We start from the raw sequence: 16118 nt of genomic DNA, 5'->3' as shown, positions 1-16118 counted from the left end.
AAGACCTCCTTAATCCTGTGACCTCTGGTTTCAAAGCTTATTTCCCTCATTATTTCCTTGGTTTCGATGTTCAAGCTACTGCAGGGGATTTTTCACCCTCGCTAATCTCTTCCAGTGATTTGCCCATCGTTTCTTTTCCGAAAAGCAGTACAACTAAGGATACGAGGGCAAATACCGCTGTCAACATGATAAATACATAGGTATACCCTGCCTGTTTTCCATAATAATTGTAAACAACCGGCACGATAAACGGTGCCGTAAACGCGCCAACACGGCCAAAAGCGGCAGCCCAGCCTGAACCGCTGGCTCGAGCAACGGTCGGATATACTTCCGGCGTATAGGCATACACACATCCCCAGGCGCCCAAACTAAAGAAGTAAAGCAAACAACCAAATATCAGGACTTCATTTGTGCTACCTGCATGTCCAAACAACCAGGCCGCTACTGCTGTACCCGCAAAATAAACCGACAGAAGCAATTTCCGTCCAATCCGTTCGACAAGATAAGCTGCGCTGAAATATCCCGGTAATTGTGCCAGACACATAATCAGTGTGAATTCAAAACTTTTGACCAAGGCAAAACCCTTACCTACCAACAAGGTTGGTGTCCATAAGACAAAGCCATAATAACCAAAGTTAATACCAAACCAGATTACCCACAATACAATTGTGCTCCTCCTGTATTTTTTTGACCACAGATCCATGAAAGATACCTGCACATTGTTTACGAGCTTCTGTCCTTCACTGGTGACGCTTGCAAGTTTATGGGTGATGCCAGCCTGTTGCTCCATAATACTTACGAGTGCATCCGCTTCTTCAGTTTTTCCTACCGACTCCAAATAACGCGGCGATTCCGGGACAGCCCTCCTGAAATAAGCGGCAAAAAGCGCAGGCACCGCACCGACCCAAAAGGCCATCCGCCAGCCATAAACCGGAATGAGCAAATAAGCAACAAGGGCGGCTGCAATCCAGCCCCAAGCCCAGAAGCTTTCAAGTAAAATAACATTACGGCCTCGTACTTTGGTCGGTGAAAATTCGCTGACCAAAGTTGATGCAGCGGGTAATTCGCCTCCCAAACCAAGACCTGTCAGGAACCTTAATACTAGAAGCATGGGATAATTGACCGAAAAACCGGAAAGGAAACTGGCTACGCCATAAATAATTAATGTCCACATAATGACTATTCTTCGACCCCATTTGTCTGCGGCAATGCCTGCTAGAGCTGCCCCTAAGGCCATGCCCGCCATACCTGAACTACCGAGCAGACCCAATTGTCCTGTGGTTAGCACCCAGTCCTTGCCGATTGCCGCCATAACCCCGGACACCATGCCTTGGTCCATAGCATCAAACAACCAACCAATACCCGCCAAAAATAGGATTTTCCATAACATCGGAGTATGGGGCAATCTGTCAATACGAGAAGCGATACTCAACATTTTTTACCACCTTTTTACTTTCACATCCTGGGCCTGACAAATTTCCGCTTATCGGCTACCCCTTCGGGGACTCTTCTTCTTTACTATTTTCGTAGTATTTCAGGCTTACATCCCTTTATTCGCATAACTATAAATCGCTTAACTTTAATTATAAAGCTTTTTTACTATTTTTGAAGGAATATTCGATAGAAATATCAAAAGAGCTCGGGGCTACTAATGTCCCGAGCTCTTATTAACTCAACTTTCGCAGAGCGAAAGTTTGCTTAAAACCTTGGTGTTAAAGGGAAAAATAGTCATCAAATATACTCATTGACATAGAAAACACCTCATTTCTTTGGTATAGTGAATTTGATAAGAACCCACTACCAAATAGAAAAAGAGGTGTCTTCTACTTGATAATGATAGCGCAAAAGGAACAGAAAAATCAACTACCAAAAGAGATTCAACCAGCATTTAAGGAATTAAAAGTTCTTCAACATCTAAGAAACTCAGGTTTTAAGAAGAAATTTGGCTTTAGTTGTGCCTATCTCTTCCAAATTATTTTTGTTTTGATTTTCCACCACAAAAACTGGTTTCGCCTTCTTGAAACTGAGCGAGGTGAGTTATTTCCTGGCAAAGATGCCGTTTATCGTTTCTTAAACCATTCGGGCTATGCTTGGCGTCGCTTCCTTACCGCTTTAAGTGCGGAAACGGTTAAAAAAGTTTGCTCTTTAACATCAAATCAGCGCGTAACGGCTTTTATTGTTGATGATTCCATGTTTGAGCGAAACAGGAGTAAGTCGGTTGAACTTCTCGCGAAGTATTGGGATCACGCCAAGCATTGCTACTATAATGGATTTCGCATGCTCACGTTAGGGTGGTCGGACGGACATACGTTCATTCCCGTGGATTTCTCCTTGCTTAGTTCACCAAAGGCTCAGATCAATGGAATTTCAGATAAAATTGATAAACGTACGTCAGGATATAAACGGCGATTGGAAGCGTTAAAACATGCTCCAGAGTTAATTCCGATCATGATTGATCAAGCCTTGGCAACCGGAATGACGGCATCTTATGTGTTAATGGATAGTTGGTTTACCTACGCTCCACTCATTGGTGCGATTACTCAGCGTTGCTTAGATGTCATTGGTATGGTTAAGCCTACGAATCAGCGGTATTTAGTGAACGGCAAGAAGTTATCTCTCAAAGAACTTTACTGTGCTGCCACTCCAGTACAGGGAAAAACCAAAGGAATCCTCCGTTCCATTCGAACTCAGATGGTACCTGGAATGCCTATGCTTGTCGTGTTTGTTCGTCATCGAACCAATAGAAATGAATGGTTAGCTATACTGAGTACCGATTGCACCTTAACGGAAGAAGAAATCATCCGCATTTACAGCATGCGTTGGGATATAGAGACATTTTTTAAATGCACAAAATCGTTTCTTAAACTACAGAAGGAGTTCCAAGGACGTTCCTATGATATGCTGATTAGCCATACGACCATCGTTTATACACGATATATCCTGCTTGCTTGGCAGCATCGGCAAAACACGGATGACCGAACGCTAGGAGGACTCTTTTCATTATTATGTGATGAGGTTAGTGAGCTGGATTGGGCAGTTGCACTACAACAGTTATTGGATATCCTTAATGATGTTTCCGAAAAAGTTGGAAAGAAGTTAAACAAATTAATTAAAAGTCAACTCCATCAATGGATCATGGCTCTACCCGCTTATATCAGGGTTTATCTTACTGATTGTAGCTGCGAAAGTTGAGATCTGTTACTTTTAATGTTGATTTATGATTTGGAAATAATTCCTCATGATTTTTGTTAGCTGTTTCACTAATACTCATAAACTGCCTCCTAACTATAAAATGATTTCTGTTTAGAGAATACCTGATTTTTCAAGCCACTGCGATACCGCTTTTTCAGTTCCTTGCACACCACTACCTTTGATTGGCAGGCCACTTAAAACATTGGCGTTTGGGCAAAGCTTTTTGATGTCACTTTCACTTCGTCCCATTCCACTTCCTTCATGAGTGCAGAATGGAAGGATGGTCTTTCTGGAAAAATCATATTCCTCTAAAAAGGTAAACACCGCCATTGGAAAGGTTCCCCACCAGTTGGGATAGCCTAAGATTATTACATCATAAGCGTCCATATTTTCTACATGGGCAGTAAGCTCCAGTCTGGCATTATCCTTCTGTTCCTTAAGTGCTGCATGTGTTGTTTCATTATAATCTTTGGGATAGGGATTCACTGCTTCTATCTTAGATATATCACATCCTGTCATTTCCTGAATCATCTTCGCAACCACTTCCGTATTACCCACCGGTAGATTGACAATCTTTCCACTCACATAATTATTTCCTGCGTGAGAGAAATAGGCTCCCAGGATTTTCGCCTCTTTTAAATTCATTCGAAGTATTCCTCACTTCTACTTTTTTGATTATTATTTTACAAACTTACTCTCATTGGCACTGTAACGTGGACCTGTTACTGGATATGCCATTTAGTCGGTCCCTTTTCCGGATTCACCTCAACAGCAAGGTGCACAAACCAGCTGTCAGGTGCTGCACCATGCCAGTGCTTTACATCAGCAGGAATCTGAACTACATCACCTGGATGGAGTTCCTGTGCTGGATTTTCCTCTTCCTGATAATAGCCTCTGCCACCGGTAACAAGCAGGATCTGACCACCCGCGTGGACATGCCAGTTATTGCGGCATCCCGGTTCAAAAGTTACGTTTCCAATAGGACACGCAGTCCCAAAAGGTGTCCGCATGTTAAGCCATACTGTTCCTATGAAGTTAGAGTACTTTAAAACTTTTCTCCAACTGGGGAAATAACGCTATTGCTTAAATCATTTGATTCACTCATTGTTCTTGTCCTCCTAATTTTTATAATTATTTGTATGATTTTGTATAAATATCAACACAGTCTTCAACACTTAAGGGTGTTCTATCACACATAAATAATCCGCCCATAGTATCCTTCGCATTTTTTGCCATTGTCTCAAATTCTTCCGGTTTAATTCCATAATCGGACATCTTCAAATCTGCTACGCCACAATCTTCCTGTAACTTGATAAGCATGGTCATAAAATCTATCGGCTCGCTAGCCTCTTCCATTCCCATTGCCTTAGCCATACGAACAAATCGGTCATCGCACACATGCTTGTTTATGAAATGTGTAAAATACGCCTTGCTCAGCATGATAAGACCTGCACCATGGGGCAGTTCCTGATGATAAGCACTCATGGCATGTTCTAAGGAATGCTGGCTGGAAGTGGAACCCACGCACATTTCGATTCCGGATAAATAATTTCCAAAAGCAACTTTTTCTCTTGCTTCTAAGTCATTGCCAGTCTGGACTGTTTTTGCAAGATTGCGGCTGACATTTTCTATTGCCGTAATTCCTACCATGTCACTCATCAAATTTGCTTTCAGAGAAATATAACCCTCGACACTATGGAACAACGCATCAAATCCCTGATATGCCGTAAATTTAGGCGGCACCGTACACATAAGTTCTGGATCAACAATGGCTAATACGGGAAATAACGTTTCATCCACAATTCCTGTTTTCTCATTTGTCTCGGCATTGGTAATCACACCGCCAAAATCAGTTTCAGAACCCGTACCGGCAGTCGTTGTTATGGCTATCACCGGAAGCGGCTTCACAGTAATTGGCTTCCCTTTGCCTGTTCCCGATTTCACATAATCCCAAAGATCGCCCTCGTTTGTTACCATGAGTGCCATTGCTTTTGAGGCATCCATACAGCTTCCACCACCTAAGGCAACAATGAAATCACACTGATTCTCTTTTGCATAAGCAGCTCCTTCCATAACCGTTGTCTTTAATGGATTGGCCTCTACCTTGTCAAATACAACTGTTTCTACTCCTGCTATACGAAGCTGTTCCTCTGTCCTTGCAAGATATCCATTCTCTTTTGTTGATTTTCCATTCGAGATTACAACCATTGCCTTCTTACCCGGCATTTTCACACCATTTAAATCATTTAATCGACCCGCTCCAAATAATGCTCTTGTGGGTACATACATATTAAAGCCCATAATCCTTCACTCCTTATCCATCTCGATCTTTTTTAGCTCAAAAAAAGTCTAGCACTTAGAGTACACTCCAAGTCAAGTGATTTAAACAAAAAAGAAGAAAGTGATGATAGTGTCGCCAGGGTTCTCCGTCCGCCTTTTAATAATCAAACATTTTTTCTACCAATACGATCTAAAATATTGCTTTAATAAAAATAAGGGTATGGGTCCTTAAAATCAAATGAAGTTTAAGTTCCCATACCCTATATTTCAATAGCCTATGCTTATACCATTGATTTCATTTCTGAGATTAGTCTCAATGGCTAACCTTCGCCTGTGCTGCAGCCATCATAAAGGACCAATCTCAATTTTAACCATTACGGGACGTCTTATTCGAATTTGAAACCTGAATGATGAAGACATTTTCACGAAATCGACTCCAAATCTCGATTTTCGATCCCATCTAAATCTTTTCAATACACTTGATAAGCTCTTTCGCAACATATTCCGCATCCTCAACCGATAGCTTCGAATAAAGCGGTAAGGTAATCTCATTCGCATACTGAGCATAAGCATTGGGGTAATCTTTAATTTTATAACCAAGGTTCCGATAAAACGTGAACATAGGCAACGGCATGAAGTGTACATTGGTAGCAATATCTTTTTCGCCCATCTTTTCGATGACCCGATTCCTTTGTTCTTCACTAAAGCCCCTTAGTCTTAAGGTATATAAATGATAGTTCGTTTGAACTTCATTATTTTTTTCAAAGGGAAGGATCGCCCATTCTTTCGTCCCCAGAATTTTACTATAAACTGCATGAAGTTCCGCTCTTTTTCTTAACATCTCTTCATAGCGTTGAAGTTGAACCCGTCCGATTGCTGCCATAATGTCAGTCATATTACATTTAAAGCCATCGGTCACGATATCGTATTTCCAAGCTCCCGCTTGCATTTTGGAGAAGGCGTCCTTTGTTTGTCCTTGTAAGGACGTATATTTAAATTCCTTAAACAAGTTGTCCTTTCCATGAAAACTATTGTTGTTATAAGTAATTGCTCCTCCTTCTGCCGTTGTCAGGTTCTTTATCGCATGAAAAGAGAAAACATGAAAATCCATCTCGCCTCCAACCTTCTGTCCCTTATAGGTCGCTCCAAAAGAGTGGGCAGAGTCAGAAATTAGAGTAATATCTTCACGATTTTTGGCCTTTAGGGCGTTTCGTACGGCATCATAATCAACAGGTACTCCCGCAATATCCACCGTCATAATTGCCTTCGTTTTCGGTGTAATGGCTTCCGCGATCTTTTGTTCATCAATTAAGAAGCTATCTTTCTTTATGTCTACAAAGGTTGGCCTTATTCCCCGATGAACGAGTACATTGGAGGTTGCGGCATAGGTATAAGGTGTCGTGATCACTTCATCTTCCCCGCCGATGCCTAAAACCTTTAAAATCAGCTCCATACCTGCCGTTGCACTATTTAAAGCAATTGCGTGTTTCGTACCACTATAATCCGCTAATTCTTGTTCAAATCGAGCTGTATTGGGACCCGTTGTAATCCATCCGGACCTTAGCACTTCCGAAACAGCAGCAATTTCTTCCTCCGTAATATCTGGCGGTGAAAACGGTATTTTCTTAAGTGTCATCATCCATTTCCTTTCTTACGTTTATTTATTTCTATAAAACGCCTTGATTTTTTCACAGACGAATTCAACTTCATCCTTCGTTATTTCAGGATAGATGGGGAGGGCAATAATCTCTTTTGCTACTCTCTCTGCTACGGGGAAGTCTCCTATTTTATACCCCAAATCCTTAAAACACGCCTGGACATGAAGGGGGCGAGGATAATAAATGCTGTACCCTATTTCATTTTCAGTTAAATACGCCGCAAGTTCATCCCGATTCTCGGCCAAAACGGTAAACACATAAAAAACAGACTTCTGTTGCCCTTTAATCTTAGGGAACCTTATATTTTCACAATCACTTAAGTGATCCATATACAAATGGGCAACCTTCTCCCGCTTACGTATGGCTTCATCAATATATTTCAATTTGACCAACAATATTGCTGCTTGAAGAGTATCTAAGCGTGAATTATACCCCACATTATCATAGTAGTATTTCTTTGACGCCCCATGTACCCGATATTGTTTTGCTTTTTGCGCAAGTTCTTCATTATTAGTAACAATCATTCCGCCATCGCCATAGCCCCCGAGGGTTTTGGTGGGAAAAAATGAAAACACGCCAAAATCACCGATCGTTCCTGAATGCTTATATTCACTGCCCTTACCCTTCCATCGCATTCCAAAAGCTTCAGCAGCATCTTCCAGCACCCTGAGTTGGTGCTTTTCAGCAATATCCATGATTCGATCCATATCTGCCATCTGATTAAACAAGTGGATTGGAAGGATTCCTATCGTATTTGGATTGACCTTTTCTTCGATCTTATTCACATCAATTCCAAAGGTCTCTTCATTGATATCCACAAATACGGGACGTCCTCTATGCTTTGTGATACATGAGGCTGAAGCAAGAAACGTAAAGGGCGAAGTAATAACCTCTTTTCCATCCTTAAACCCAAGTATATCCGACGCTATGGTTAGTGCATCGGTTCCAGACGCTACCCCAACCGCATATTTCACCTGACAATAGGCTTGGATTTCGTTTTCAAGTTGAGCAACCTGGTCACCGAGGATAAAATTTCCCTTCTCAAGGACGAGCTGAAGCGCACGATTAAATTCATCCTTTTTCTCATGATATTCTCTCTGTGACTCATAGAATTTGACTTTCATAATTAATCCAACCTTCTTTTCATTTAATTTTCTTCGGCAATTAAGACTTTAACCCCTAACTGTTTAATTTTCCCAATTTCTTCATCTGGTGCTTCCCAATCCGTAATGAGAACATCCAAATCCTTTAAATCAATCGTTTTGGCAAAGAATTCTGTCCCCACCTTGTCAAAATTCGCCAGGCAAATGGTTTGATGTGAGACTTCCGCTACAGCTCTTTGAAAAATAGCGCCTTCCGGGGTTGAACTACTCAGTCCATGTTTGGCAGAAATTCCGCCACCTGTTAAAAAAGCCGTATCAATTCGCAAGGTTCTTATGAATTCCGTCGCCAAAGGATCAACAATTCCTTCCTCGCTTTTCACTTTCCCACAGACGATATAGGTTTCAATATTACTGTAACGCTTTAATTTCTCAGCAATAACGAGTGAATTTGTAATGACGGTATAGTCCCGATCAATAGGTAAGTATTTGAGTAAAATATAATGGATACTGGCTCCACCAATAAATAAAGTGTCACCCTGCTCGATATAAGATACAGCGAGCTTAGCTACTGCGTTTTGATGCCCTGTTCCTTCACCATAACGAATTCGATCATCCATAGGGAATCTTCTAACCTTCGATAGCGGCACAGCTCCTCCATGCGTTCTTTTGAGAAGACCGTTTTCTTCCATTGTGGTAAGGTCTCTACGAATGGTATCAATGGACACTCGAAATTCTTCTGCAAGGTCTTTAGCAAATACCCTTCCCAAGGATCTTACCTTAGAAAGGATTTGCTCTTGGCGTTCCTCAGCAAACATACTCAACAACCCCTCTATTGCATTATATCATGTTGTCTGCAGTTTTGTACTTATATTATTGCATTTTCATGCTATTATATGCTGTTTTAAGCTTTGGCTATTTATAATACTCAATATTTATAAAGAAAACCCGGCTTTCACCGAGCTTTGCGAAAGCGGAAGCCTTAGTTGCACTAATGCTATCTGCCCAAAACTTATACTTTCTTACGAAAATGGACTACATTTTCATACCTCCCTGTGAATCGGCAGGTTCATGGAAGTTTCTGTTAGTACAAAAAAAGCCCTCCTTTCATTGAAATAAAGAAAGGAAGGCCATATCATTTCGGTGGGGTTCGGATAACACCCAGCTTGCAATAAAATAGGGATATTGGTACTTAAAATCAAAATGATTTAAGTTCCAATATCCCTCTATTTTTATTATACAATGGGTCAAAATGTCCATATATCGGTTTACAGTTTGCGCTTGGCTATTTGTTTCGTTACTGATTAGTCCTGATTGTTAACTTTAGCCTGTGCTGCAGCTATCATAAAAGACCAATCTCAATTTTTAACATTATGGAACACTTTTTGTAACCAATAACATTTATATCTGTTCGGACTAATTGCACAACATAAGAATAATGAGTCTTACTGTTAGCATCGTCCTATATTACAGTAAATAATGATTTGTGGGTAAAAAACTTTTAAAGAGTCTTCTCCTCCCCCTACTCTAAGATACTACAAGGGACTGTGTGAAACACAGTCCCTTGTAGTATCTTGTTTATTTGTCTCTAAAGAACAGAGGGGCGGTTCATTTGCATTAACCAAACCCTTTGTCTTTTTATTTCTTCATACGTGCAATGCTAAAAAAGAACGTAAGACCCTGCCCCGATAAGACCATTAACAAATTATTTAAATTATAAGCAAAAAGACATTTCTTTGAGATGATGGGTATTGCAAATCAACTTATGCTATGGAGAATTGGTGGATCAACTATGGGGAGTATATTCTCTTCCACGGGACTTTTCCTTCAAATGAATTAGCTGAATAATGATGTTGTTGATCGGAGTGGGTATGCCAAGTCTCTTACCTTCTCTTACCAGGCCACCGTTTATGGTATCTACTTCGGTCTTGCGACCGGCAGTGATGTCCACCAACATTGAGGGGGCGTGGGGTTTCCCCAGTTCCAACACGTCTAAACGCTTTCTCATGCTTTCGCCGGAAATGGCAACGCCGTTGGCATTGGCAATAGCTAGACCCTCATCAGCCATCTGATAGAGCAGGTCAAAGGCACCGATGGGAGAGAGCATTTCGGAGGAGACGCCCAAGAGAGCGCACAAAGGATTAGCGACGGCGTTAAAAATAATCTTTTCCCAGATAAATTCCCACGCACCTTCGCCGATGATGTGTTTGATGCCCGCCTTATCCATTTCGGCAGAGATCTTCTTTGTTCGTTCTGTCAGGGGGCCCTCGGCGTCGACAAGTGCACCAATATCGGCAAAGCTGCTGACGATTTCCCCGGGAGCTATGAGATCAGAAGGATACAGGGTCATACCCAGCATAATCTGCTCGGTAGAGACATATTCCTGAAGCAGTTCTTTGTTGCCCAGGCCATTCTGCAGAGACAGGACGGTCATTTTGTCATTGAGGATATGGCGTACGGAATCCATTGCATCGTGCGACTGAAAAGCCTTTGTCAGGAGGATGAGAAGATCAAATTCACCCTCAAGCTCATTGGCATAACAGGCTTTGGGATGGACAACGATGGGACCGGTCCAGGCCGTATTCATTTTTAGGCCTTTTTCCCGAATAATAGGAATACTCCTGCCGCCTACAAGGGTAACATCATGGCCGATATGCGACAGGCATCCGCCGTAAAGGCAGCCCATAGCGCCGGCACCGAGTACACATATTTTCATGTTAGCACTCCTTTGTTTTGAATTCTTATGAACCACGAAGATGCCTAGGATATTTCCTAAGGATGTGCCTCGGCGGTCCTGTATTTGATGTGATTCTTAATGAGTCACTAAGGCAGGCCGATCGGATTAGTTTCACAGCCGGCATGCCTCACAGGTGGAGAAAATGTAACTATCCGATAATTTGAATTTCACCAGTTGGGAAAGTGTTGACCAGTTCCGGAGCAGCTTCTACTGCCTTCTCGCAATGCATAAAGCAATGCTCTAAACCACATTCACGTTTCAAGTTATTAAAAATTCGAGTTTTCAATATCCCAACATGCTCTTATTATTTTTAACAATGTCTTAAGTGCCATATCCATACAAGTCGTTACAATTATAATCTGTGTGCGCTGCTTGCTCTTATGTCTCATTGTAAATTTCACAAATCGCGACATTGATACACTTTCAAAATCGTTCAAAATACCGGTGAAATCAATGGTTTGAATGTAGCAGACGCTAAAGTGCTAACTATTACATTCTATTCGTAAGCATAAATTCATTTTCGCATGAATCTTCATCATTGTCTAACTAGTCTGACCTTACAAACGTTATTGTACTATCATGAAAATTGATTCATCGTAAGTCGCCGAATTACAAAAATGAGCTGAACCTTACTTTCGTTATTGAATTTTTGTATTACGATCGAATCGTCGCAAAATGCCAAAACGTATTTTTCTTGTTGGTGAATACCACATGGAAGTATCCAACGTCGAGCAAATTGCTTTTCTGGTTTTCAATCCAGCGTTCTTTGGCAAGAGTTTGGCATTTAGGGCAGTGCCTGTTGCGGCAAGAATTGTAAGAAATTCGAGTATGCCCACAAGCGTCACAAACCTCCTTATGGCCGCCTAAATGTGATGTTCTGCATTTTTGAATGGCTGACATCGCTTTATGTTGCACTAGAGTGAGCTTGTGGTTGTTTCGGTAGTCTTTGCCGTATTTTAGGAAGATATCTTGAACCTCAGCCATTGGCCTTATCCGATTCAGCCAGCCGATCTAGAGGACTCTTTACGTTGAGTGATTCAATCTTAAGCAAATGCAAGTAATAGCAAGTCGAGCTGATATCTGAGTGCCCGAGCAACTGCTTGATATAAAAAATATATTGACATATTTATGAAAAATATTTTGTATAGCTCTATGCAAAATGTGTGTGTTGGTATTATTCCTGCTGTAAAAAAGCCATTCTTTAAGGGCGATAGGCTTTCCAGTATGTTCTGAGGATATCGAGATTGGCTTGTGAAAGCAGAGCATATCGATCTTTGCTGCCTTTAGCATTGCGAATGAACAACTGCATTTTGTTGCTATCGATATCTGAAACTTTAAGGGAGGCTGCTTCACTGAGGCGAAGCCCTGCACCACAGGCGCAAGCTTTTTTTCTGTGGTGAGATAGTGGAGAAACTGTCTAATATCCTCTTCACCTAACTCGGTTGCAGGTTTATTAAAGTGATCCTGAAAGATTTTGACTCTGGTAGGGTATTCAGCCTGGGTATGCTTGCTTAGCCCCCTGAGTTCCACATCAAATTGCAGCTTCGCTAAAACCTCTTCTTTTGTCATAGATCGAAACATCTCCTTTAAAATAAAATCTCTAATATTTTACAGGAGATATGAACGAGAAGTAATAGTTAACAGCAACATTCGGTTGAATAACAGGGGCTATACTACGGAAACCACCGCGCCAGCGGTTTAGTGCTATATCCTACAAGTGCGCAATAGCCATTTTTTAATTAATATCTCAAAAATATAGCTTTTAATAAAAATAAGGGTATGGGTACTTAAAATCAAATAAAGTTAAGTTCCCATACCCTATATTTTTTAATAAGACTAGTCTTAAATAGTCTATGCTTATATCATTTCTGAGATAAGTCCTAATTGTTAACTTTAGCCTGAGCTGCCGCTATCATCAAGGACCAACCTCGGTTTTTAACCATTATGGACCACTTCTTGTTATTCAATAACATATATTCTGCTTAGGCTAATTGCACAATATAAGAATTTCCACTCAGCGTCCGGTCCCCATTTCTTTGCTTTAATAATCAACTCTCTTGTAGTTCCGAAATGAATAAATAGTTACGAACTTTTGTAACTCCTAAATAGCCTCGGTCTCTATTCAACTCGGTTATAAACCAAAGATAAATTGGCGTCTTTAAATCCCATATGCTTGTAAAAATCTACATTTTCAGTGTCACCTCTAAGAATGTAAGTAACCATTTTACTACTGTTAAGAATGTTTGAAATAAGTCCCTTACCGATTCCCCTACCGCGGTATTCTTGATCAACTATAACGTTATTTATTTGGCCATTGAATACATGATCAGTAACGCACCTAGCGAAACCAATCATATTCCCCTCATCCCAAGCAGTGACAACAATTTGTGAATTCTCAACCATTAACTGTAGACGGTCTAGATCCGATGTTTTATCTGTCCAGCCTGCCTGGTTGAAAAGTTGTACAAGATGTTCAAAGTTGACCTTCTTCCCCAGATTATATTCAATCATTCACATCCCCCCAAATCCTTGCCCTAACACGCATGTCCTATAACCTGCATTCCCGCTAAAATTATAACAAGGAGCCTTAAAAGCCCAATAAATCAACGTTTGTAGAGAATTACCAAGTGAGCTTCGTTATAATACTTTATAACAAGGCTGACGAAAAAGGACTGTAGATATGGGCTTTTTCAATACCTCGTTATAATAATCCGGGAATGCAGGCTATAACTATGGAATCTCCGAAAAAAATATTAAATTATCACAAAAATTTTTAATCGTTGAAACAACTCCTTCATCCTTGAGGTACCCTGCATGTTTAATCCCTTGAAATTCAGTAACACGAGCATCATTAAAATAATTTACTAACGAATAGGAAATCGACCGATCCAGTGTACCATCAGAATCGGATGTGATAATCAAAGTTGGTTCTGTTACAGATTGCGCATATTCTTTTGTATTAATATTGTCTGTAATAAACCAGCCCAATGGACTATTAAAGATTGGAATAATTGCATTGTATAAATCAAAAACATCACGATATGGAGTAACTAATACCAACTTTTTACAGCCTTTTTCTGAGGCAAGATAGGTTGCTATACCTGTCCCATAACTATTTCCCATAATATATATATTATCTTTATCTATATAATCCAAATCGACTATATAATCATAGAATCTTAATGCGGCTTCTTGCATGGTTTGTAAATTCATTGATCCTTTGCTTTCCTGACTTCCCGGGTAATCAACAGATACAAATGCATAATCATCAAAAACCTTACCATAGTCTAATACCGCATTGTAAGCTATTTCTTTAGAGCCACCAAAGAAAAGAATCGTTTTCTTGGCTTGAGTATAATCAGTGCTTCTTACATATCCAATTAAATTTTTTTCTTTACCTATCTCTAATTTTTTAACTGCGTTATCTCCCTGTGTATATTGTTCCGTATTCTTATAAAAAGAGTAACTGATATATCGAAACACTTGATTAAAGGCAATGCCACAAAAGACAAATAAACCTACCAATACGACAACACCAATCATTGCCAGCTTAATATTTTTATCCATGCCTTAGCCCTCCAGGATCTTTTTGGCCTCTTCACACCACTCTATATATGTCTTATAAACTTTTTCTCCAAATAGAGCTGTCAACAGATAGTAGCTATGCGCCTCCTCTTCTTTCTGAATCTTCTTTAATTCGCGAACAGCCCCTTCTAAATAGGGCAATTCACATTTGATCTTTGTTTCGAAATCTAGGATGTGACCGATCGTTACCTTTGGGCCAATCTCACTTCCAAAAAAAAGTTTCAATAAAGTCTCGTATCTTAACTCATCCTTTGTCACAGGAAGTACAAGCCATTGTTTTAAATACTCTCTTCCCGCATCCGTAATTGTATAAATTACCTTATCTCTTCCCTTATCTGTTATCTCCAACTTTGTTACTAGGCCGTCTTGATCGAGGGAATTGAGTGTTGGATATATACTTCCAAAGCTTGCACTCCAGAAAAATTTAAGTGTTGTATCTATTCTTTTTTTAATCTCATACCCCGTCAGCGATTCATGACTTAACAGTCCAAGAATCACACAATCCATTTTCTTTTCATTTGCCATTTTAAGCCTCCTGAGCCTTTACTCAAACAATTACGCATATATCAGTTTGATATATAAATATTATATCAAACTGATATGTAAGTCAAATTTTTAAAAAAATAAATTTTATAACTCAAGTTTTTCAAATTATTTTCGGCGAAATATACTCCCGGTAAAAAGAAAAAAGACATGCAAAATTCGCATGTCACTTTTGGTTTTGTTCTTTCTCCTATAATAAAACCTTCAGAGCCTATATCGTTGCTCCTTGCTTGAACTGGCTTTTCAGTATTATCTTTTAATCCTTAGCGAATAAAGTTGGTCATAACACGCTCTTCTTCAATCGGGAAAGGAATCTTGCCTTTGCTGGCATCAATCACCTTGAGTAGCCAAGCCATTGCCCGGGCATTTTTACGAAGGGTCTGGATACCCTCTCCGTCTTGGTGAACTTCTCCTTCGCTTCTGCCATAGCCAACAGTCCAGTACTGAGACGGCGGGGTAACAGTTTGTGCCAAATTGAGATAGTTATTAAGCTGATGTACCACATCCACTCCGCCGGCACGACGAACAACTGCGACTGAAGTCGCAACCTTATATTTAAAATAGCCCGAACTGGTATAGAATACTCGATCGAGAAATGATTTCATGGTCCCGGCAATTCCTGCATAATACGTTGGCGAACCCAGGATAAATCCGTCGGCTTCGCGCATTTTGGCCGCTACCTCATTGAGAATGTCATCTTTAAAAACACATTGGTTCTGTTCGGAAGTAAAACAGTGTCCGCAGGCGATACAGCCATGAATGTTCTTGTGTCCGATCTGAATGATCTCGACTTCAATGCCTTCCTTTTTCAACTCATCAGCCATAAGCTGCAGTGCTTGTCCTGTATTGCCGTTTTTACGGGGACTCCCATTAATTGCAATAACTTTCATCAATAACCCTCCTAGAATTGATTATATATGTGAGTATAAATCTTAGAGTTAACTATAAGTCAATAGGCAGCTTGTAAAAAAAATTCCCATGGATAAGCTTGACTTAGAGTTAACTGTAAGTCGTACAATAGTA

At 40.3% G+C, this 16118-nt stretch carries 14 protein-coding genes and 1 pseudogene; 1 reads left to right on the top strand and 14 read right to left on the bottom strand.

Annotated elements, in window-relative coordinates:
• Positions 1–70: 70 nt before the first annotated feature.
• A complete protein-coding gene (locus VM640_RS14055; protein ID WP_325393274.1) occupies positions 71–1435 on the bottom strand; it encodes an MFS transporter in 1365 nt (454 codons plus the stop codon).
• Positions 1436–1833: 398 nt separating this feature from the next.
• Between VM640_RS14055 and VM640_RS14050 the strand changes: the two genes are divergently transcribed.
• Positions 1834–3192, top strand: coding sequence for an IS4 family transposase (locus VM640_RS14050; protein ID WP_325393357.1), 1359 nt, complete (start codon positions 1834–1836; stop codon positions 3190–3192).
• Positions 3193–3303: 111 nt separating this feature from the next.
• Here the strand turns inward: VM640_RS14050 and VM640_RS14045 are convergent, their stop codons facing one another.
• From VM640_RS14045 to VM640_RS13980, 13 genes and pseudogenes are all read right to left on the bottom strand, one after another.
• Positions 3304–3837: a flavodoxin gene (locus VM640_RS14045; RefSeq protein WP_325393272.1), complete on the bottom strand. Its 534-nt coding sequence runs from the start codon at positions 3835–3837 to the stop codon at positions 3304–3306.
• Between the two features lie 77 nt (positions 3838–3914).
• Positions 3915–4202, bottom strand: coding sequence for a cupin domain-containing protein (locus tag VM640_RS14040; protein ID WP_414648001.1), 288 nt, complete (start codon positions 4200–4202; stop codon positions 3915–3917).
• A 121-nt stretch (positions 4203–4323) separates the two neighbouring features.
• On the bottom strand, positions 4324–5493 hold the full coding sequence (locus tag VM640_RS14035) for an iron-containing alcohol dehydrogenase (RefSeq protein ID WP_325393270.1): 1170 nt from the start codon (positions 5491–5493) through the stop codon (positions 4324–4326).
• A 439-nt stretch (positions 5494–5932) separates the two neighbouring features.
• Positions 5933–7108, bottom strand: a complete 1176-nt coding sequence (locus VM640_RS14030; protein WP_325393355.1) for a DegT/DnrJ/EryC1/StrS family aminotransferase — start codon at positions 7106–7108, stop codon at positions 5933–5935.
• A gap of 21 nt (positions 7109–7129) precedes the next feature.
• The gene (locus VM640_RS14025) at positions 7130–8254 is read right to left on the bottom strand and encodes a DegT/DnrJ/EryC1/StrS family aminotransferase (protein WP_325393268.1); all 1125 of its coding nucleotides are present in this window, start codon (positions 8252–8254) and stop codon (positions 7130–7132) included.
• A gap of 23 nt (positions 8255–8277) precedes the next feature.
• Positions 8278–9048: a DeoR/GlpR family DNA-binding transcription regulator gene (locus VM640_RS14020; RefSeq protein WP_325393266.1), complete on the bottom strand. Its 771-nt coding sequence runs from the start codon at positions 9046–9048 to the stop codon at positions 8278–8280.
• Between the two features lie 968 nt (positions 9049–10016).
• Positions 10017–10946, bottom strand: coding sequence for a ketopantoate reductase family protein (locus VM640_RS14015; protein ID WP_325393264.1), 930 nt, complete (start codon positions 10944–10946; stop codon positions 10017–10019).
• Between the two features lie 720 nt (positions 10947–11666).
• A pseudogene (locus VM640_RS14010) lies at positions 11667–11951 on the bottom strand (IS91 family transposase); the annotation flags it as partial.
• Positions 11952–11990: 39 nt separating this feature from the next.
• Complete coding sequence (locus VM640_RS17240) at positions 11991–12536, bottom strand: phage integrase N-terminal SAM-like domain-containing protein (RefSeq protein ID WP_422653305.1); 546 nt, start codon at positions 12534–12536, stop codon at positions 11991–11993.
• A 549-nt stretch (positions 12537–13085) separates the two neighbouring features.
• Positions 13086–13478, bottom strand: a complete 393-nt coding sequence (locus VM640_RS13995; protein ID WP_325393262.1) for a GNAT family N-acetyltransferase — start codon at positions 13476–13478, stop codon at positions 13086–13088.
• 219 nt (positions 13479–13697) lie between these two features.
• Positions 13698–14534 (bottom strand): alpha/beta hydrolase, encoded by an 837-nt coding sequence (locus VM640_RS13990; protein WP_325393260.1) that lies wholly within the window; start codon positions 14532–14534, stop codon positions 13698–13700.
• Positions 14535–14537: 3 nt separating this feature from the next.
• Positions 14538–15077 carry a PadR family transcriptional regulator gene (locus VM640_RS13985; protein ID WP_325393258.1) on the bottom strand — a complete coding sequence of 180 codons (540 nt, stop codon included), beginning with the start codon at positions 15075–15077 and terminating at the stop codon, positions 14538–14540.
• 281 nt (positions 15078–15358) lie between these two features.
• The gene (locus tag VM640_RS13980) at positions 15359–15985 is read right to left on the bottom strand and encodes a flavodoxin family protein (protein ID WP_325393256.1); all 627 of its coding nucleotides are present in this window, start codon (positions 15983–15985) and stop codon (positions 15359–15361) included.
• Between the last annotated feature and the right edge of the window lie 133 nt (positions 15986–16118).

It is taken from the genome of Desulfitobacterium sp., from assembly GCF_035539115.1.
Lineage (GTDB): Bacteria > Bacillota > Desulfitobacteriia > Desulfitobacteriales > Desulfitobacteriaceae > Desulfitobacterium_A.
Note: the sequence above shows the minus strand (reverse complement) of the source record. Positions and strands in the feature narration are given on the sequence as shown.

Excerpts from the sequence above, each read along its gene's own strand:
- VM640_RS14040 (WP_414648001.1), bottom strand. The coding sequence starts at position 4,202 with ATGCGGACACCTTTTGGGACTGCGTGTCCTATTGGAAACGTAACTTTT.
- VM640_RS13995 (WP_325393262.1), bottom strand. The coding sequence starts at position 13,478 with ATGATTGAATATAATCTGGGGAAGAAGGTCAACTTTGAACATCTTGTA.
- VM640_RS13990 (WP_325393260.1), bottom strand. The coding sequence starts at position 14,534 with ATGGATAAAAATATTAAGCTGGCAATGATTGGTGTTGTCGTATTGGTA.
- VM640_RS17240 (WP_422653305.1), bottom strand. The coding sequence starts at position 12,536 with ATGACAAAAGAAGAGGTTTTAGCGAAGCTGCAATTTGATGTGGAACTC.
- VM640_RS14020 (WP_325393266.1), bottom strand. The coding sequence starts at position 9,048 with ATGTTTGCTGAGGAACGCCAAGAGCAAATCCTTTCTAAGGTAAGATCC.
- VM640_RS14030 (WP_325393355.1), bottom strand. The coding sequence starts at position 7,108 with ATGACACTTAAGAAAATACCGTTTTCACCGCCAGATATTACGGAGGAA.
- VM640_RS14055 (WP_325393274.1), bottom strand. The coding sequence starts at position 1,435 with ATGTTGAGTATCGCTTCTCGTATTGACAGATTGCCCCATACTCCGATG.
- VM640_RS14050 (WP_325393357.1), top strand. The coding sequence starts at position 1,834 with ATGATAGCGCAAAAGGAACAGAAAAATCAACTACCAAAAGAGATTCAA.
- VM640_RS14035 (WP_325393270.1), bottom strand. The coding sequence starts at position 5,493 with ATGGGCTTTAATATGTATGTACCCACAAGAGCATTATTTGGAGCGGGT.
- VM640_RS14045 (WP_325393272.1), bottom strand. The coding sequence starts at position 3,837 with ATGAATTTAAAAGAGGCGAAAATCCTGGGAGCCTATTTCTCTCACGCA.
- VM640_RS13985 (WP_325393258.1), bottom strand. The coding sequence starts at position 15,077 with ATGGCAAATGAAAAGAAAATGGATTGTGTGATTCTTGGACTGTTAAGT.
- VM640_RS14015 (WP_325393264.1), bottom strand. The coding sequence starts at position 10,946 with ATGAAAATATGTGTACTCGGTGCCGGCGCTATGGGCTGCCTTTACGGC.
- VM640_RS14025 (WP_325393268.1), bottom strand. The coding sequence starts at position 8,254 with ATGAAAGTCAAATTCTATGAGTCACAGAGAGAATATCATGAGAAAAAG.
- VM640_RS13980 (WP_325393256.1), bottom strand. The coding sequence starts at position 15,985 with ATGAAAGTTATTGCAATTAATGGGAGTCCCCGTAAAAACGGCAATACA.